16 protein-coding genes and 1 other annotated feature are annotated in these 18095 nt (G+C 45.2%); all 16 genes read right to left on the reverse strand.

Going from position 1 to position 18095, the window contains the following annotated elements; all coding sequences use genetic code 11:
- Positions 1 to 181 precede the first annotated feature (181 nt).
- The 16 genes from tuf to NIE88_RS17010 all read right to left on the reverse strand — a co-directional run bounded on the left by tuf (position 182) and on the right by NIE88_RS17010 (position 18091).
- Positions 182 to 1369, reverse strand: coding sequence for an elongation factor Tu (gene tuf / locus NIE88_RS16935; RefSeq protein WP_253063930.1), 1188 nt, complete (start codon positions 1367 to 1369; stop codon positions 182 to 184).
- A gap of 146 nt (positions 1370 to 1515) precedes the next feature.
- On the reverse strand, positions 1516 to 3594 hold the full coding sequence (gene fusA, locus NIE88_RS16940; RefSeq protein ID WP_253063932.1) for an elongation factor G: 2079 nt from the start codon (positions 3592 to 3594) through the stop codon (positions 1516 to 1518).
- Positions 3595 to 3618: 24 nt separating this feature from the next.
- Complete coding sequence (gene rpsG, locus NIE88_RS16945; RefSeq protein WP_253063934.1) at positions 3619 to 4089, reverse strand: 30S ribosomal protein S7; 471 nt, start codon at positions 4087 to 4089, stop codon at positions 3619 to 3621.
- Between the two features lie 28 nt (positions 4090 to 4117).
- Entirely contained in the window at positions 4118 to 4531 is a 414-nt protein-coding gene (gene rpsL, locus NIE88_RS16950; RefSeq protein WP_253063936.1) for a 30S ribosomal protein S12, read from the reverse strand.
- Between the two features lie 97 nt (positions 4532 to 4628).
- Positions 4629 to 4880, reverse strand: a complete 252-nt coding sequence (locus NIE88_RS16955; RefSeq protein WP_253063966.1) for a 50S ribosomal protein L7ae-like protein — start codon at positions 4878 to 4880, stop codon at positions 4629 to 4631.
- Positions 4881 to 4964: 84 nt separating this feature from the next.
- Positions 4965 to 8591 carry a DNA-directed RNA polymerase subunit beta' gene (gene rpoC, locus NIE88_RS16960; RefSeq protein ID WP_253063938.1) on the reverse strand — a complete coding sequence of 1209 codons (3627 nt, stop codon included), beginning with the start codon at positions 8589 to 8591 and terminating at the stop codon, positions 4965 to 4967.
- A 159-nt stretch (positions 8592 to 8750) separates the two neighbouring features.
- The gene (gene rpoB / locus NIE88_RS16965) at positions 8751 to 12272 is read right to left on the reverse strand and encodes a DNA-directed RNA polymerase subunit beta (RefSeq protein WP_253063940.1); all 3522 of its coding nucleotides are present in this window, start codon (positions 12270 to 12272) and stop codon (positions 8751 to 8753) included.
- 169 nt (positions 12273 to 12441) lie between these two features.
- Positions 12442 to 13038 carry a class I SAM-dependent methyltransferase gene (locus tag NIE88_RS16970; protein WP_253063942.1) on the reverse strand — a complete coding sequence of 199 codons (597 nt, stop codon included), beginning with the start codon at positions 13036 to 13038 and terminating at the stop codon, positions 12442 to 12444.
- A 120-nt stretch (positions 13039 to 13158) separates the two neighbouring features.
- Positions 13159 to 13521, reverse strand: a complete 363-nt coding sequence (gene rplL, locus NIE88_RS16975) for a 50S ribosomal protein L7/L12 (RefSeq protein ID WP_253063944.1) — start codon at positions 13519 to 13521, stop codon at positions 13159 to 13161.
- 48 nt (positions 13522 to 13569) lie between these two features.
- Positions 13570 to 14073, reverse strand: a complete 504-nt coding sequence (rplJ, locus tag NIE88_RS16980) for a 50S ribosomal protein L10 (RefSeq protein WP_253063946.1) — start codon at positions 14071 to 14073, stop codon at positions 13570 to 13572.
- 54 nt (positions 14074 to 14127) lie between these two features.
- Positions 14128 to 14273: a sequence feature (ribosomal protein L10 leader region), on the reverse strand.
- Positions 14274 to 14336: 63 nt separating this feature from the next.
- Complete coding sequence (gene rplA, locus NIE88_RS16985) at positions 14337 to 15029, reverse strand: 50S ribosomal protein L1 (RefSeq protein ID WP_253063947.1); 693 nt, start codon at positions 15027 to 15029, stop codon at positions 14337 to 14339.
- Positions 15030 to 15130: 101 nt separating this feature from the next.
- The gene (gene rplK / locus NIE88_RS16990) at positions 15131 to 15556 is read right to left on the reverse strand and encodes a 50S ribosomal protein L11 (protein WP_253063948.1); all 426 of its coding nucleotides are present in this window, start codon (positions 15554 to 15556) and stop codon (positions 15131 to 15133) included.
- A 197-nt stretch (positions 15557 to 15753) separates the two neighbouring features.
- On the reverse strand, positions 15754 to 16290 hold the full coding sequence (gene nusG, locus NIE88_RS16995; RefSeq protein ID WP_253063949.1) for a transcription termination/antitermination protein NusG: 537 nt from the start codon (positions 16288 to 16290) through the stop codon (positions 15754 to 15756).
- A 49-nt stretch (positions 16291 to 16339) separates the two neighbouring features.
- Positions 16340 to 16525, reverse strand: a complete 186-nt coding sequence (gene secE / locus NIE88_RS17000; RefSeq protein ID WP_370646078.1) for a preprotein translocase subunit SecE — start codon at positions 16523 to 16525, stop codon at positions 16340 to 16342.
- Between the two features lie 332 nt (positions 16526 to 16857).
- Positions 16858 to 17505: an RNA polymerase sporulation sigma factor SigH gene (gene sigH, locus NIE88_RS17005; RefSeq protein WP_253063951.1), complete on the reverse strand. Its 648-nt coding sequence runs from the start codon at positions 17503 to 17505 to the stop codon at positions 16858 to 16860.
- A 76-nt stretch (positions 17506 to 17581) separates the two neighbouring features.
- On the reverse strand, positions 17582 to 18091 hold the full coding sequence (locus NIE88_RS17010; protein ID WP_253063952.1) for an NYN domain-containing protein: 510 nt from the start codon (positions 18089 to 18091) through the stop codon (positions 17582 to 17584).
- Between the last annotated feature and the right edge of the window lie 4 nt (positions 18092 to 18095).

An 18095-nucleotide genomic window follows, 5' to 3' on the forward strand; every position in this document is an offset into this window, starting at 1 on the left:
AAAAAACCAACTTCACTATTATACCTAAACAGCAGGTACAAAGCAAGGCAAAACGCCACTTTTTTCAGTAACTGCTATATTATAAAGATTTTTTCATAAAAGATCAAATGAAAATAAAATTTTTATAGAAATTAGCTAAAAAAAAAGAACCCTCCAAAGAGAGTCCTTTTTCAGTAGATCATTATTCAACGATTTCAGACACGGAACCGGCGCCTACCGTACGTCCACCTTCACGAATGGAGAATTTCGTTCCCTGTTCGATCGCGATTGGAGCAAGCAGATCAACATCCATTTCAACGTTGTCACCAGGCATTACCATTTCTGTTCCTTCAGGAAGTGTAATGGTTCCGGTAACGTCTGTTGTCCTGAAATAGAATTGAGGACGGTAGTTCGAGAAGAATGGAGTATGACGTCCACCTTCTTCTTTTTTCAGCACGTAAACTTGAGCCTTGAATTTCTTGTGTGCTGTTACGGTACCTGGTTTGATCAAAACCTGGCCACGTTCGATGCCTTCACGATCAACGCCACGAAGCAGTGCACCGATGTTGTCGCCGGCTTCTGCGAAGTCCAAAGTTTTACGGAACATTTCAACGCCCGTTACAGTGGATTTCTTAGGAGCATCAGTCAATCCAAGAATTTCAACTTCATCACCGATTTTAACCGTACCACGTTCAACACGGCCGGTTGCAACCGTACCACGACCTGTGATCGAGAATACATCTTCGACAGGCATCATGAATGGCTTGTCGTTTTCACGAACAGGAGTTGGAATGTAGTCATCAACAGCTTCCATCAGATCAAGAATGTGTTGTTCTTCTTCAGGATCGCCTTGCAGTGCTTTCAGAGCAGATCCGCTGATTACAGGAACATCATCGCCCGGATAGTCATATTCGCTTAGGAGATCACGAACTTCCATTTCAACGAGTTCCAGAAGTTCAGGATCGTCAACCTGGTCCGTCTTGTTCAGGAAGACAACGATCGCAGGTACACCCACTTGGTTTGCAAGCAGAATGTGTTCACGCGTTTGCGGCATCGGACCGTCAACTGCGGATACAACAAGGATTCCGCCATCCATTTGAGCAGCGCCGGTAATCATGTTCTTTACATAGTCGGCGTGCCCTGGGCAGTCAACGTGTGCATAGTGACGTTTGTCCGTTTCATATTCAACATGAGCCGTTGAAATCGTGATTCCGCGTTCACGTTCTTCAGGAGCACCGTCGATGGAATCGTAAGCGCGTGCCTGAGCTTTACCTGATTTCGCCAGAACAGTTGTAATAGCAGCCGTCAGAGTTGTTTTACCGTGGTCAACGTGACCAATTGTACCGATGTTAACATGCGGTTTTGTACGTTCATAATGTTCTTTAGCCATGGATTGTATTATCCTCCTTTAATTCAATAGAAAGTTTAAAATTTATATGCAGTAAGAAAGTTGGCAAGCTTAGTGCCATCTCCCCTAGCTTACAATAAAACAAATGGTGTGACAATTAATTTAATAAGCATGCGCGGTTAAAGTAATTATTCACCGGTTGCCTTTTTAATAATCTCTTCACTGACACTCTTCGGCACTTGTTCATAGTGATCGAATTGCATTGTAAAGGTTCCGCGTCCCTGTGTTGCAGAGCGAAGGTTCGTCGCATAGCCGAACATTTCTGCGAGCGGAACGTGAGCACTGACAACCTGAACACCTTGGCGTGCTTCCATGCCATCAACGCGTCCGCGGCGGCTTGTGATATCACCCATAATATCTCCTAAATACTCTTCAGGCATGCTGACTTCCACTTTCATGATCGGTTCAAGAATAACGGGTGCGCACACAGATTTAGCAGCCTTCAATGCCATTGAAGCTGCGATCTTGAATGCCATTTCACTAGAATCGACATCATGATAGGATCCGTCAACAAGACTTGCTTTTACGTCGATCAATGGGTAGCCAGCAAGCAATCCGTTTTGCAGCGAGTCTTTTAAGCCCGCCTCAACCGCAGGGATGTATTCACGAGGAACAACACCGCCGACAATTTTGTTTTCAAATATGAATCCTTCGCCCTCTTTTTGAGGTTCGAATTCGATCCAAACGTGGCCGTATTGACCGCGCCCACCGGACTGGCGAATAAATTTGCCTTCTGCTCTGCCAGCCTTGGTCAGCGTTTCACGATAAGCAACCTGCGGATTGCCGACGTTGGCATCGACTTTAAATTCACGACGCAGACGGTCGACAATAATGTCGAGGTGAAGCTCACCCATACCGCCAATAATAGTCTGACCGGTTTCATCGTCCGTGTGTGTCTTGAAAGTCGGGTCTTCTTCAGCAAGTTTCGCAAGTGCAATCCCCATCTTATCCTGGTCAGCCTTCGATTTTGGTTCAATGGCAACATGGATAACCGGATCAGGAAATTCCATTGATTCAAGAACGATTGGATGATCTTCATCGCACAGTGTATCTCCGGTTGTTGTATTCTTCAAACCAACCGCTGCCGCGATATCACCCGAGAATACTTCTTTGATTTCGCTTCTGTGGTTCGCGTGCATTTGAAGAATACGGCCCATACGTTCACGATTATCCTTTGTTGAGTTCTGAACATATGATCCAGCTTCGATTGATCCGGAATATACACGGAAGAAAGTAAGCTTACCGACAAACGGGTCAGTCATGACTTTGAAAGCCAAGGCCGCGAACGGTCCCTTGTCATCCGCAGGCCGTGTTTCTTCTTCGTCTGTATCCGGAACGCTACCTTTAATCGGCGGTACGTCAAGCGGTGAAGGCAGATAATCAATGCACGCATCCAGTACGTGTTGTACACCTTTGTTTTTAAAGGCGGTACCACATAGTACCGGATAGAATTTAACCGCACAAGTCGCTTTACGAATTGCCGCTTTTAATTCTTCAATAGAGATTTCTTCGCCGTTGAGATATTTTTCCATGAGATCGTCATCAACATCGGCAACCGCTTCGATGAGTTTTTCATGATATTCTTCAGCTTGTTCCTTGTATTCGGCCGGAATTTCTTCGGCATCTACAATGGAGCCCTGATCATCTTCGTAAACATATGCTTGCATGTTCACCAAGTCAATTTCGCCTTGATAATTGTCTTCAGCACCCATTGGTAACTGAATCGGATGGGCATTTGCTTGAAGGCGTTCATGCAACGTTTTACAAGAATAGAGGAAATCAGCGCCGATCTTATCCATCTTGTTAACAAATACAATTCTCGGTACACCGTATGTTGTTGCCTGACGCCACACAGTTTCTGTCTGCGGCTCAACACCGGATTGCGCATCAAGAACCGTTACGGCTCCGTCAAGGACACGAAGAGAACGTTCTACTTCAACAGTAAAGTCCACGTGTCCCGGGGTGTCGATAATGTTAATTCGATGGTTCTTCCACTGAGCGGTTGTCGCCGCGGATGTAATCGTGATTCCACGTTCTTTTTCCTGATCCATCCAGTCCATTTGTGAAGCCCCTTCATGGGTTTCACCAATCTTATGAATACGGCCTGAATAGAAAAGAATACGCTCGGTTGTTGTCGTCTTGCCGGCATCAATGTGGGCCATGATACCGATATTGCGCGTCTTTTCCAGGGAGAATTCCCTTGCCATGGTTTTCTCTCCTTCCTATTTTTATTACCAGCGATAATGAGCAAATGCTTTATTTGCTTCAGCCATTTTATGCATATCTTCGCGTTTCTTAACCGATGCACCTGTATTGTTGGATGCGTCGATAATTTCATTTGCTAACCGTTCAACCATCGTTTTTTCTCCACGAAGTCTTGAGTAGTTAACCAAGTAGCGAAGTCCTAAAGTCGTCCGGCGTTCGGGACGAACTTCAACCGGCACCTGATAGTTAGAACCACCGACACGGCGTGCTTTAACTTCCAGCACGGGCATAACATTCTTCAGTGCCTGTTCAAATATTTCCATAGGTTCCTGATTCGTACGTTCCTTAATCAGATCAAATGCCTTATAGAGAATGGTTTGCGCCTTTCCCTTTTTGCCGTCTTCCATAATCCGGTTGATCAAACGAGTGACCAGTTTGGAATTATAAAACGGATCAGGTAATACATCGCGTCTTTCGACAGGGCCTTTTCTAGGCATGTTAATTCCTCCTCCCAGTTAATAGTGATCAAGCCTTAGGCTTCTTTGCGCCGTATTTCGAGCGGCCTTGCTTACGGTCAACAACACTAGCCGTATCCAGAGCACCGCGGATAACATGATAACGCACACCAGGGAGATCCTTCACACGTCCGCCGCGAATCAGAACAACGCTGTGTTCCTGAAGGTTGTGGCCGATTCCCGGGATATAAGCATTGACTTCAATATTGTTTGACAAACGAACACGGGCGTATTTACGAAGCGCAGAGTTAGGTTTCTTTGGTGTCATCGTTCCGACACGAGTGCACACGCCCCTCTTTTGTGGCGCAAAGTCATCAGTCAACGATTTTTTGAAACTGTTGTAGCCTCTGTTCAATGCAGGCGCCGTGGACTTTTTGATTTTCGACTTACGTCCTTGACGAATTAATTGATTAATTGTAGGCATTTACCTGTTCCTCCTTTCAAATTTCTAAACCCACTGATCCAGGCGGTTCATTTATCGCGCAAAAAAGTGTTTTTGCAAGGCTCGCCTTGCAAAAACATCATTTTCTTATCGCAACAGCCGATGCTCCGACTTCAATGCCGCAAGCCTGACCCAGTTTCTTCATTGAGGCCACTTTACTTACAGGCACTTTCAATTCTTCCGCAAGTGTCAGTACTTTATTGGTTACACGCACATCTGCATCTTCAGCAATGACAACCTCTTTAACACGGTTTTCTTTCAATGCCTTGATTGCTTGCTTCGTGCCAATAATCACATCGTTCTTTGATTGTGTCACTTTTTCATAAGAAATCACAAAAGAATCCTCCAAAGTAACCAGTGTAAAAGAACACTCAGATATAATAGCACCCACCCTTGACCATTGTCAATGGCTGAATCAACTTTCTTGATTCATCAGTGCTTCGGCAGGTTCCGCTTTTGCGTCCGTGCCCGTCACATCGCCTTCAGTTTCAACAACAACATTACGATATTTCGGCATTCCGGTTCCTGCAGGAATGAGTTTACCGATAATAACGTTTTCCTTCAAGCCAAGAAGTTCATCAACCTTGCCTTTAATTGCGGCATCAGTCAAGACTCGTGTTGTTTCCTGGAACGAGGCCGCCGAGAGGAAGGAATCTGTTTCAAGAGCCGCCTTTGTAATACCAAGCAGGGCCGGATGGCCGGTTGCCGGCATTTTTCTGTGCAGCAGCACATCACGATTATCATCCTTAAAGCGATGAATGTCCACTAGTGACCCTGGTAATACAGAGGTATCCCCGCTATCAATAACACGAACTTTGCGCATCATTTGTCGCACCATAACCTCAACGTGTTTGTCGCCGATTTCTACACCCTGCATACGGTAAACCTTTTGAACTTCGCGCAGCAGATAATTTTGCACACCCTGCAGCCCGACAACATGAAGAAGTTCTTTAGGGTCGATCGATCCGCTGATCAGCGGCTGTCCGGCTTTAACTTCATTGCCCTCAGCAACTTTCATGCGTGCACTCAGCGGTACCGTATAGGTTCTGGTTTCCATAGCACCTTTGACGACAATCTCTCGTTTATCTTTCAACTCGGTTACCGATGTAACGGTTCCATCAATTTCCGTAATGGTTGCCTGGCCCTTAGGATTCCGTGCTTCAAATAATTCTTGGATACGCGGAAGACCCTGCGTGATGTCGTCTCCGGCAACACCCCCGGTATGGAACGTACGCATGGTAAGCTGAGTACCAGGTTCACCGATTGATTGTGCGGCGATAATACCAACAGACTCGCCGACCTCAACCTCAGATCCTGTAGCCAAGTTGCGACCATAGCATTTTTTGCAGACGCCGTGTCTTGTTTCGCAGGTAAATACCGTACGGATTTCAACTTCGGTAATGCCCGCTTCTACAATTCTGTTGGCCGTGTCTTCGTTGATCATCTCGTTCTTCTTAACAAGAATTTCATCGGTATCCGGATGATATACCGTTTGATTTGCCGTACGACCAACTAAGCGGTCATACAAGCTTTCAATTTCCTCATTTCCTTCGCGAATCGCATGTACACGAATACCGCGATCTGTACCGCAATCGTCTTCTCTGACAATGACGTCCTGAGCAACATCAACAAGACGTCGGGTCAGGTAACCAGAGTTCGCCGTCTTAAGAGCGGTATCGGCAAGTCCCTTACGCGCACCGTGAGTTGAAATAAAGTATTCCAGCACGGTAAGACCTTCACGGAAACTTGAAATAATAGGAAGTTCAATGATTCGGCCGGAAGGATCAGCCATCAAACCTCGCATACCGGCAAGCTGAGTAAAGTTCGATGCGTTACCACGCGCACCCGAATCGCTCATCATAAAGATTGGGTTGGTTTTTGCCAGCGAGTCCATCAGTTTGGATTGAATGGTATCTTTGGCATCGCTCCAAATACCGACAATACGCTCATAACGTTCATCTTCGGTGATCAGACCTCGACGGAACTGCTTCGTTACCTTCTGAACATTATCTTCGGCCGCATCCAGAATTTCTTTCTTTTCTGGAAGCACGATGACGTCCGATACACCGACTGTGATGCCAGCCTTAGTCGAATATTGGAAACCAAGTGCTTTTAAACGGTCAAGAAATTTAGAGGTCTCCGTAACTTTATATTTCTTAAAAACCTCCGCAATGATATGACCAAGATAGCCCTTTTTGAACGGCGGAATCTCATCACGAGCCGCGATTTCCTTCGGAATATCCATTCCCATTGACACAAAATATTTATCCGGAGTTGCGACTTGAAGATTTTGATCCGTCGGTTCGTTAATGTACGGGAATGTCGGCGGCAATACATGGTTGAAAATTAATTTACCTGCGGTTGTCACCAAGTATTGTTTGTTTTGTTCTTCCGTAAACGTCGGATTATGCGTCGATTTTGCAGGAATGGCAATACGTGAGTGCAAATGAACGTAGCCATTGTAGTATGCGAGCATAACTTCATCTGCATTTTTGAAAATCTTGCCTTCACCGATTGCACCTTTTCTTTCAAGAGTCAGGTAGTAATTCCCCAACACCATGTCTTGAGAAGGAGTAACAATCGGCTTGCCGTCCTTAGGATTCAGGATATTTTGCGCGCCAAGCATCAGCAGGCGTGCTTCCGCCTGAGCTTCCGAGGAAAGCGGTACGTGTACGGCCATCTGGTCGCCATCAAAGTCCGCGTTATATGCGGTACATACAAGCGGATGAAGACGGATCGCACGCCCTTCTACTATTTTTGGTTCGAAAGCCTGGATGCCGAGACGGTGCAGCGTAGGAGCACGGTTTAAAAGAACCGGATGTTCCTTAATCACGTCTTCAAGAACACCCCAAACATCAGGATGAATTTTCTCTACTTTACGTTTTGCACTTTTAATATTATTGGCAATCCCGCGGCTGACCAATTCTTTCATAACAAATGGCTTGAACAGTTCCAATGCCATTTCTTTAGGCAGACCACATTGATACATTTGCAGCGTCGGTCCTACGGCGATAACAGAACGGCCGGAATAGTCGACACGTTTTCCTAACAGATTTTGGCGAAAACGTCCGTTTTTACCTTTCAACATATGTGAAAGAGATTTCAACGGTCTGTTACCCGGTCCGGTAACCGGACGGCCGCGGCGGCCGTTATCGATAAGTGAATCAACTGCTTCCTGCAACATACGCTTTTCATTTTGAACAATAATACTTGGTGCCCCTAATTCAAGCAAACGTTTCAACCGATTATTACGGTTAATCACTCTCCGATAAAGGTCGTTCAGATCGGAAGTTGCAAAACGTCCACCGTCTAGTTGCACCATTGGCCGAAGTTCCGGCGGAATGACCGGAAGTACATCCAAAATCATCCAAGATGGTTCATTACCGGATTCACGGAACGCTTCAATAACTTCGAGTCTCTTTACTGCACGCGTTCTTCTCTGTCCTTGAACACTCTTCAATTCTTCCTGCAGTGCTTCTGATTCTTTATCTACATCAACATCTTGCAAAAGTTTTTTAATTGATTCGGCGCCCATTCCGGCTTTGAATGTGTTGCCGTATTTTTCGCGGTAAGCACGGTATTCTTTTTCGGACAGCAGCTGTTTCTTCTCAAGCGGAGTATCACCTGGTTCAGTTACTACGTAAGACGCAAAGTAAATGACTTCTTCCAGTGCTCTTGGAGACATATCCAGCAAAAGCCCCATCCGACTTGGAATACCCTTGAAATACCAAATATGAGATACAGGAGCAGCCAGCTCAATATGGCCCATGCGTTCTCGGCGAACCTTTGCTCGAGTAACTTCAACACCACAGCGATCACAAACAACGCCCTTGTAACGGACACGTTTGTATTTGCCGCAATGACATTCCCAGTCCTTGGTCGGTCCGAAAATACGTTCGCAGAACAGGCCATCCTTTTCGGGTTTCAGTGTCCGATAGTTAATTGTTTCCGGCTTTTTTACTTCGCCGTGAGACCATGACCTGATTTTGTCAGGTGAAGCTAAACCAATCTTCATAAATTCAAATTTATTGACATCCAGCAAGGGGGCAACCTCCCTTATATTTTCAGTGTCTGGCATAAAGTGCCATCGCTTTAGTTCACCGAGTTGTTGCATGTTAGAAAATCGTTTTGCGGTTAGAAAAAACTGCTGAGTCGCTTCCCAAGTGCAAAACACATTCTATAAGAGGTTGATTCATAGAACTCAGACTTGAACATTTAAACTGTCGTCGAGTGTCTCTTCTTCGTCCTCAAGTTCTTTAATAACAATTTCCGAGTGGTCGCCGTCCAAAACTTTGACATCCATGCCAAGACTTTGCAGTTCTTTTATGAGTACCTTGAACGATTCAGGAACGCCTGGCTCAGGGACATTTTCGCCTTTGACAATGGATTCATATGTTTTCACACGTCCGACAACATCATCCGACTTAACAGTCAAGATTTCTTGCAGTGTATGTGCGGCACCGTATGCTTCAAGTGCCCACACTTCCATTTCACCGAATCGCTGACCGCCGAACTGCGCCTTACCACCAAGCGGCTGTTGTGTAACCAGTGAATATGGACCTGTAGAACGTGCGTGCAATTTATCGTCAACCATGTGTGCCAGTTTGATCATATACATGACACCGACCGAAACACGATTATCGAAAGGTTCGCCTGTACGTCCGTCGTAAAGAACTGTTTTTCCATCTCGGGAAAGTCCTGCTTCTTCAAGCGTGCTCCAAACATCCTCTTCACGTGCACCGTCAAAAACAGGCGTTGCAATGTGAATGCCCATCGCTCGGGCAGCCATACCAAGGTGAAGTTCAAGCACCTGACCAATATTCATACGGGAGGGCACACCAAGCGGATTAAGCATGATGTCCAATGGACGACCGCTGGGCAGAAACGGCATATCTTCTTCAGGAAGGATTTTGGAAATGACACCTTTGTTGCCGTGGCGTCCGGCCATTTTGTCTCCTTCATGAATCTTTCTCTTTTGAACAATGTACACACGGACAAGTTCATTAACACCTGGCGGCAGTTCATCTCCCGCTTCGCGTGTAAAGATCTTGACATCGTGCACAATACCGCCACCGCCATGCGGTACTTTTAGTGATGTATCACGCACTTCACGCGCTTTTTCACCAAAAATAGCATGAAGCAGCCGTTCTTCCGCAGTAAGTTCTGTGACCCCTTTAGGTGTTACTTTACCTACAAGAATATCACCGTCACGCACTTCCGCACCAATGCGAATAATGCCGCGATCATCGAGATTTTTCAGTGCGTCTTCGCCGACATTCGGAATATCACGGGTAATATCCTCAGGTCCGAGCTTCGTATCACGGGCATCCGATTCATATTCCTCTATATGAATTGAAGTATATACGTCGTCTTTCACGAGTTTTTCACTCATGATGACCGCATCTTCATAGTTGTAACCGTTCCATGTCATAAATCCGACAAGAACATTTCGGCCGAGTGCCAATTCGCCCTTATCCATCGAAGGTCCGTCAGCAATGATCTCACCTTTGTCAACAACCATACCCGCTTCGACAATTGGTTTCTGGTTGTAGCACATCCCCTGATTGGAACGTACAAATTTTGAAAGTTTGTATGAAACAACGTCGCCCTCGGTTTCCCGACCGTCGATTGTTTCCAAGGTGCGGATTTTAATGACACGTGCCGACACGTACTCAACGCGGCCGTGGAATTTCGAACGGATCGCCGCACCGGAGTCGCGGGCAGATACATATTCCATGCCCGTTCCAACTAGTGGAGCTTCCGGACGAAGAAGCGGAACGGCCTGACGCTGCATGTTAGCGCCCATCAGTGCACGGTTGGAGTCGTCGTTCGCTAAGAACGGGATGCAAGCCGATGCAACAGACACAACCTGCTTTGGCGATACGTCCATGTAGTCGACACGATCCTTATGCACAACCAGATTTTCGCTTCGGAAACGCGCGAGAATATGATCATCCATAAATTCGCCTTCATCACTTAACTCAGCGTTCGCCTGAGCAACAACATAATTATCTTCTTCGTCGGCGGTCAGATAATCGATGTGTTCAGTTACTTTACCCGTTTCCGGATCCACACGACGATACGGTGTCTCAATAAAGCCGTATTTATTAACGCGTGCATAGCTTGACAGTGAGTTGATCAAACCGATGTTCGGGCCTTCAGGTGTTTCAATCGGGCACATACGTCCATAGTGAGAGTAGTGTACGTCACGCACTTCCATGCCGGCACGTTCACGTGTCAAACCGCCAGGTCCAAGAGCGGACAGTCTTCGCTTATGCGTTAATTCGGCCAACGGGTTTGTCTGATCCATGAACTGTGAAAGCTGTGAGCTACCAAAGAATTCTTTTATCGATGCAATGACAGGCCGAATGTTGATCAGTGCCTGCGGTGTAATGCTATTAGTATCTTGAATCGACATACGCTCACGAATAACGCGCTCCATTCGTGACAAACCGATACGGAACTGGTTCTGCAGCAGTTCGCCAACAGAACGAAGACGACGGTTGCCTAGATGGTCGATGTCATCGGTATCGCCAATTCCATGAAGCAGATCAAAGAAATAATTAATTGAAGAAAGAATATCAGCCGGTGTAATATGCTTGATTGATCGGTCAATCACGCAGTTGCCCATGACGCTGACCACTTTGCCCTTATCTTCATCAAGAGGCGAGTATACATTGATTTTCTGAACTCGGATCGTTTGTCCTGCGATCACCCCGTCAGTCGGCGTATAGTCAACAAAACCCAGCTTTTTTTCGATGATCGGCAAAAGTCGATCAAGAGTCCGGCGGTCAAGCAAAGTACCTTCGTCAGCAACGATTTCTCCTGTTTCCGGATCTACCAGTTTCTCAGCCAGTCTTTGGTTAAACAGTCTGTTTTTAATATGAAGCTTTTTGTTCATTTTATAGCGGCCGACATTTGCCAGATCATAACGCTTTGGATCAAAAAATCTTGCTTCAAGCAAGCTTTTTGCGTTTTCAACGGTCGGCGGTTCACCCGGGCGCAGACGTTCGTAGATTTCTACAAGCGCTTTATCCGTGCTGTCGGTATTGTCTTTTTCCAAGGTATTTCTCAAATATTCGTCTTCTCCAAGGAGATCAATAATCTCCTGATCCGTACTGAACCCAAGAGAACGCAAAAGAACCGTTACGGGCACTTTCCTTGTACGGTCGATTCTCACATAGACGACATCTTTTGCATCCGTCTCATATTCAAGCCATGCACCACGGTTAGGAATAACCGTTGCGCCAAAGCCCTTTTTGCCATTCTTGTCGACTTTATCATTAAAGTAAACGCTTGGCGAACGCACCAACTGAGAAACGATCACTCGTTCTGCTCCGTTGATGATGAAGGTTCCTGCTTCCGTCATCAATGGGAAATCACCCATGAATACCTCTTGTTCCTTTACTTCGCCCGTTTCTTTATTAATTAGCCGAACTTTTACGCGAAGCGGCGCAGCATACGTCACATCACGCGATTTCGATTCATCAACTGAATACTTTGGTTCTCCCAAACTATAGTCGACAAACTCCAAAATTAGATTTCCCGTAAAATCTTCCACCGGAGAAATATCCTGAAACATTTCTCGGATTCCTTCGTCAAGGAACCACTGATAGGAGGCGGTCTGAATTTCAATAAGATTAGGGAGTTCCAGCACTTCTTTAATCCGAGCGTAGCTCCTGCGTTGGCGGTGGCGTCCGTATTGTACGAGTTGACCTGTCAACTATTTCACCCCTCAAATCAAGCATATTGAAAAAATCGGCAAACCATACTTCTTAAGCTTACCGCAGTCCAAAAATTATTTGATTAGTTTTCCCAAAAATAGGGATCCCTATACCGACAAATGTATCCATGTTAGCATTAAGACATAATACCATAGACGAATTTTAATGTCAACCTTTCCTCGCACAAAAAATACAGTATCCTTTTTTCTTTGTGACCACATCGACACGATCGTATAACGTTTGGAGCATTTTCATAGCGGACGGCGCACCTTGTTTTTTTTGAATCACCGTCCAAAGTTCGCCGTTTTCTTTTAAAAAACGATGAGCATCTTTAAAAATCTGGTGAACAACTTGTTTTCCCGCCCTGATTGGCGGATTGGTGAGGATTGCAGCAAATTCTCCGGATACGCGTTCAAACAAAGGACTTTGCAGCACTACAGGTGCGACTTGATTTTCCACGGCATTTCTCTTCGTCAATGCCACAGCACGTTCGTTGATATCAACCATTGTCACTTTTCGCCCAGAAAAGGATTTTGCTAACGCAATCCCAATCGGTCCATACCCGCAGCCCATATCTAAAAAATCACCTGATACGGCAGGTTCGCGAAAACTTTCAATCAGCAAAGTCGATCCGAAATCAATTGCATTTTTCGAAAAAACGCCCGTATCCGTTGTAAAAACAAGATCATGTCGCCTCAAGGTGGCATTCAAGGTACGCGGCTTGCTTTCCGCATGGGGATGCTCCGAATAATAGTGTTCTGCCATATGCATCAGCCCCTTTTGAAAATCAAAATCGTACTCTGTTGTTTGTCCGGTGCAGTCCTAGTCGAATTCTTTTCTCAGAGGAAAAGAAAAAGCCCGCGCAAGCGCGGGCTTTTTCAGAACTTATTTCAGTTCTACTTTTGCGCCAACTTCTTCAAGTTTGCCTTTGATTTCTTCGGCTTCTTCTTTAGCAGCGCCTTCTTTTACAGGGCTCGGAGCACCGTCAACCAATGCTTTTGCATCTTTCAGACCGAGGCCTGTAATTTCACGGACAACTTTGATAACCTTGATCTTTTGTGCGCCTGCTTCTGCAAGAACAACATCGAATTCTGTTTGTTCTTCAGCTGCACCGGCACCGGCACCCGCCTGAACAGCAACCTGAGCTGCTGCAGTTACACCGAATTCTTCTTCGATTGCTTTAACGAGATCGTTTAATTCAAGCACGGACATTTCTTTAACCGCGCTAATGATTTCTTCCTTAGTCATTGATAATCCTCCTCAAGTTTCGTTCTATTTTAAATAATTTTTTCAAAATTAAGCCTCTTGTTCTTTCTTTTCGGCAACAGCTTTGACGCCCAAAGCAAACTTTTGAATCGGAGCCTGCAGAACATTTGCCAGCATGGAAAGTAATCCTTCTCTGGATGGCAGTTCCGCAAGAGCCTTGATTTCATCAACTGAAGTCAATTTGCCTTCGATAACACCTGCTTTGATTTCAAGAGCCTCATGCTCCTTCGCAAAGTTATAGAGTACCTTTGCTGGAGCAATGACATCTTCCTTACTAAAGGAAACTGCTGTAGGTCCTTTCAAAGCATCGTCAAGTCCGGAAAGACCGGCAATCCCGGTCGCACGGCGTGCAAACGAGTTTTTATATACTTTGTAATCAACGTTTGCTTCTCGCAATTGTTTACGCAATTCTGTAACTTCTGCCACAGAAAGGCCACGATAGTTAACGATGATCGTTGCGACGCTGTCTTTTAATTTGCCGGCAATTTCGTCAACGATTTTCTTTTTGCCTTCCAATACTTTCTCGTTACTCATGATAAATGGCACCTCCTCTTTCGAAATCGATTCGTATCAGTATTTCCCCCATTTTAGGCCCATCAAAAAGCCCTCGATCCATATGACTCGAGGGCGTAATCTATCAAACAAAAAGTTATCAAGAACTCGCTAAACCTCGGCTGGGATTGATTAAGCATTAATTATGCCCCTGCTGTCTACGGCTAATCATTCAATTAACACAACATAAAATATTATATTAAATTTACCAAAGCATGTCAACCTAATCGATCAATGCCAGACGATTATTTTATAGATGCTACGGCAACCTTTACGCCGGGGCCCATCGTTGATGAAACCGCGATGTTCTTCAAGTAAGTACCTTTAGCGGCTGCAGGTTTAACCTTGACCAGCGTTTCAACCAGCACTTTGAAGTTTTCTATCAGTTTCTCATCATCAAAGGAAACTTTGCCAATCGGCACATGAACATTTCCGTCTTTTTGGGCACGGTATTCAACTTTACCTGCTTTTATTTCTTTAACAGCTTTTTCAACGTCAAAAGTTACGGTACCCGTTTTCGGGTTTGGCATTAAGCCTTTCGGTCCAAGCACACGTCCAAGACGGCCAACCTGAGCCATCATGTCTGGTGTAGCAACGACGACGTCAAAATCAAACCAGCCACCGTTGATTTTTTCAACATATTCTGCTTCGCCAACGTAATCTGCTCCGGCAGCTTCCGCTTCCTTAGCTTTTTCGCCCTTTGCGAAAACGAGCACACGCTGCGTTTTACCCGTACCATTCGGCAAAACGACGGCACCGCGAACCTGCTGGTCGTTCTTCCGTGTATCGACACCCAGACGGACAGCAACATCAACGGATTCATCGAATCCGGCGGAAGCAATTTTCTTTACCAAGCTAACAGCTTCTTCAACGTCGTATGCTTTTGAACGATCAACCGCTTTAGCTTGTTCTTGATACTTTTTACCTCTTTTAGCCATTGGAAATCCTCCTTCGTGGTATTAACGGTTTGCATATGACCTCCCACCAACCATAAACAAAAGCGTGAAACAAAATTCTTTTTTATTTGTGCAGTGTCCGATCAGTCTTCGACAACGATGCCCATGCTGCGTGCAGTTCCTTCGACCATGCGCATAGCTGACTCAACGTTTGCCGCATTCAGATCAGGCATTTTCAATTCAGCGATCGCGCGAACCTTGTCACGTTTGATCGTTGCCACCTTTTTCGTATTCGGCGTGCCGGAACCGGATTGAATGCCGGTTTCTTTTTTAAGCAGAACGGCTGCCGGTGGCGTCTTTGTGATGAACGTAAACGAACGGTCTTCATAAACAGTAATAACGACCGGAATGATCAGACCTGCCTGATCGGATGTCCGAGCGTTGAATTCTTTACAAAAGCCCATAATGTTAACGCCCGCCTGACCCAATGCCGGACCAACTGGCGGAGCCGGATTTGCTTTCCCTGCTGGAATCTGCAGCTTAACTAGCTTGATTACTTTCTTTGCCATGAGAGCACCTCCCTACAACAATTTGTGGTACGGGTTGCCCCTTCCACTCCTAAATTACCTCTATGGCCTCTTTCACTTCATGTGACTTGCAATGGTGAGATCGGATAAAATCATACAAACATCAAGATTATACAATCGGCAAGCACAAATTGCAAGGTTTGATCATGACCTTTTGCGATTATGCCGTGAAACAAAACTCAATCGAGCTTTTTCACTTGGTCAAAGTCGAGTTCCAACGGTGTCTCACGCCCGAACATGTTTACGTGTACCTTCAATTTACTCTTCTCTTCATCAATGCTTTCAACACTTCCGATAAAGTCGGCAAACGGACCTTCTTTTACTTTAACTTGCTCTTTCAATTCGAAGTTGGCATCGCTGGTCTTCTCTTTCAAGCCCATCTGTTTCAAAATTGCATCGACTTCATCAGGTAGAAGCGGAATTGGTTTTGAACCGGCGCCTGTCGAACCGACAAAACCTGTAACACCCGGAGTGTTGCGCACAACGTACCAAGAATCGTCGGTCATCACCATCTCGGTCAGCACATAGCCGGGAAATACTTTTTTCATTGCTGTTTTCTTTTGACCATTTTTAATCTCAGTTTCTTCTTCCATGGGTACAAGAACGCGAAAAATCTTGTCCGCCATGCCCATGGTCTCAACCCGTTTCTCTAAGTTGGTCTTTACTTTGTTCTCATAACCTGAGTATGTGTGAACAACATACCAGTTCTTCTCCATATCGTTCTTCCTCCAAATGATCCATTCGCCGATCAGCCTTGGCAAAGGATCATTGATTTGTGATCACGTGCAGAAGCTGGGAGATTCCCAGATCAATGACAACAAAAAAGAGTGCCAGAAAGACTACGGTCACAATAACCGTAACCGTGTATCGCAACAATTCTTTTCTTGTCGGCCAAGTGATCTTTTTCGATTCAGTGACAATGTTTTGAAAAAATTTACCGGTCCCTTTGATAATGCCCGCCATAGGTACTACCTCCGCTAATCAGATTATTTCGATGCCTGTTCCCTCGTATATGTCTTGCAATTTCTGCACGATTTATGGATGATTTAACCTGCATTTCATTTACCCGGATCATGTTCTGAATAAAGGCTGCGGGTCTGGGACATGCAGTCTCACTCAGGGATGATATCCCTAATCTATCCGTCTGAAATGAGCCCGCATTTTCTGCAAGTAAAAGAAAGAAAGGCGCTAATTCGCCTTTCTTGTTGTCTGTTGTCATATGCTTTCTATACTTTACCATAGGGAAATGCAACCTGTCAACAAAGCGTCAGGTTGCATAAACTTCAAATGCTGAATTCCTGCAAATGCATGCAATGTTCCAGTTTTCGTTTCACGCGCTGCAGTGCGTTATCAATTGATTTAACATGCCGTTTTAAATCAACAGAGATTTCTTGATAGGTTCTTCCGTCAAGGTACTGTCTAAGTACTTTGCGCTCCAAATCACTGAGAACGCGCGACAGCTTTTCCTCAATGTCGTCGTATTCTTCACGGCTGATCAGCATCTGTTCAGGATTGCTTGACCGCGCTTCACAAACAACATCCATCAGTGTCCGTTCGGATTCTTCATCATAAATCGGTTTATCCAGTGAAACATAAGAATTTAGCGGAATATGTTTTTGCCGAGTCGCCGTCTTGACGGCCGTAATCATTTGACGGGTAATGCACAATTCTGCAAATGCTTTAAACGACGCCAGCTTGTCTCCTCGATAGTCGCGGATCGCTTTAAACAGCCCGATCATTCCTTCTTGAATGATATCCTCGCGATCAGCACCGACCAGAAAATAAGCTTTTGCTTTGCCGCGTACAAAATTCTTATACTTAAAAATGAGATATTCCAGGGCTTGGTTATTTCCTTCGTGAACCGCTTTCAATAGTTCTGTGTCATCTAGTGAACCAAAAGCTGCATTTGCCTTAACCGGATTATCAATCATCTTTAATCCCCCCGAGCACTTGGATGCCTTTTGTTAAAATATTATACATTACAGTTTTTTAAATCGTCAAGAAAATTCAAAAACCTCTGCGCATTTGCTCTAGTTTTTTTCGTGTCGCCTCATCAAGATAAATTTTCGTTATTGACGAAGAAGTCCGTTCATTCATGGTGCTTTTCTTAATCTCTTTTTCTATTTCGCCAATCTCTTCAATCAGTTCCCGTGACGGTTTTCTGAGTGCTCCTTGAGAAAAAACCACCCATTGCTCAGCCATGTCCGACGTTGCGACATGAATACGTGTCTTCACATTTTGCAGTTTTTTGATCAGTCCTTCGATCTTTTGATCCGCTTTTTCATTTTTTTTGGTGTAAATGATCTCGATCTTGGATTTCTTTGTTTTCGTCTCTTTTCCCGGGATCAAATAAGCATCAAAAATTAAAATCACGCGCCAACCGGTGACTGCCTGATACTCCGACAACTTATCAACCAACAAATCGCGGGCACTTTCAAAATCATTCTTCTGGAGTGCCTTTAATTCGGTCCACGCCCCTATCACATTGTAGCCGTCGACAATCAGAATATCATTCATCACG

The sequence above is a fragment of the Sporolactobacillus shoreicorticis genome (genome assembly GCF_024125445.1).
Classification (GTDB): domain Bacteria; phylum Bacillota; class Bacilli; order Bacillales; family Sporolactobacillaceae; genus Sporolactobacillus; species Sporolactobacillus shoreicorticis.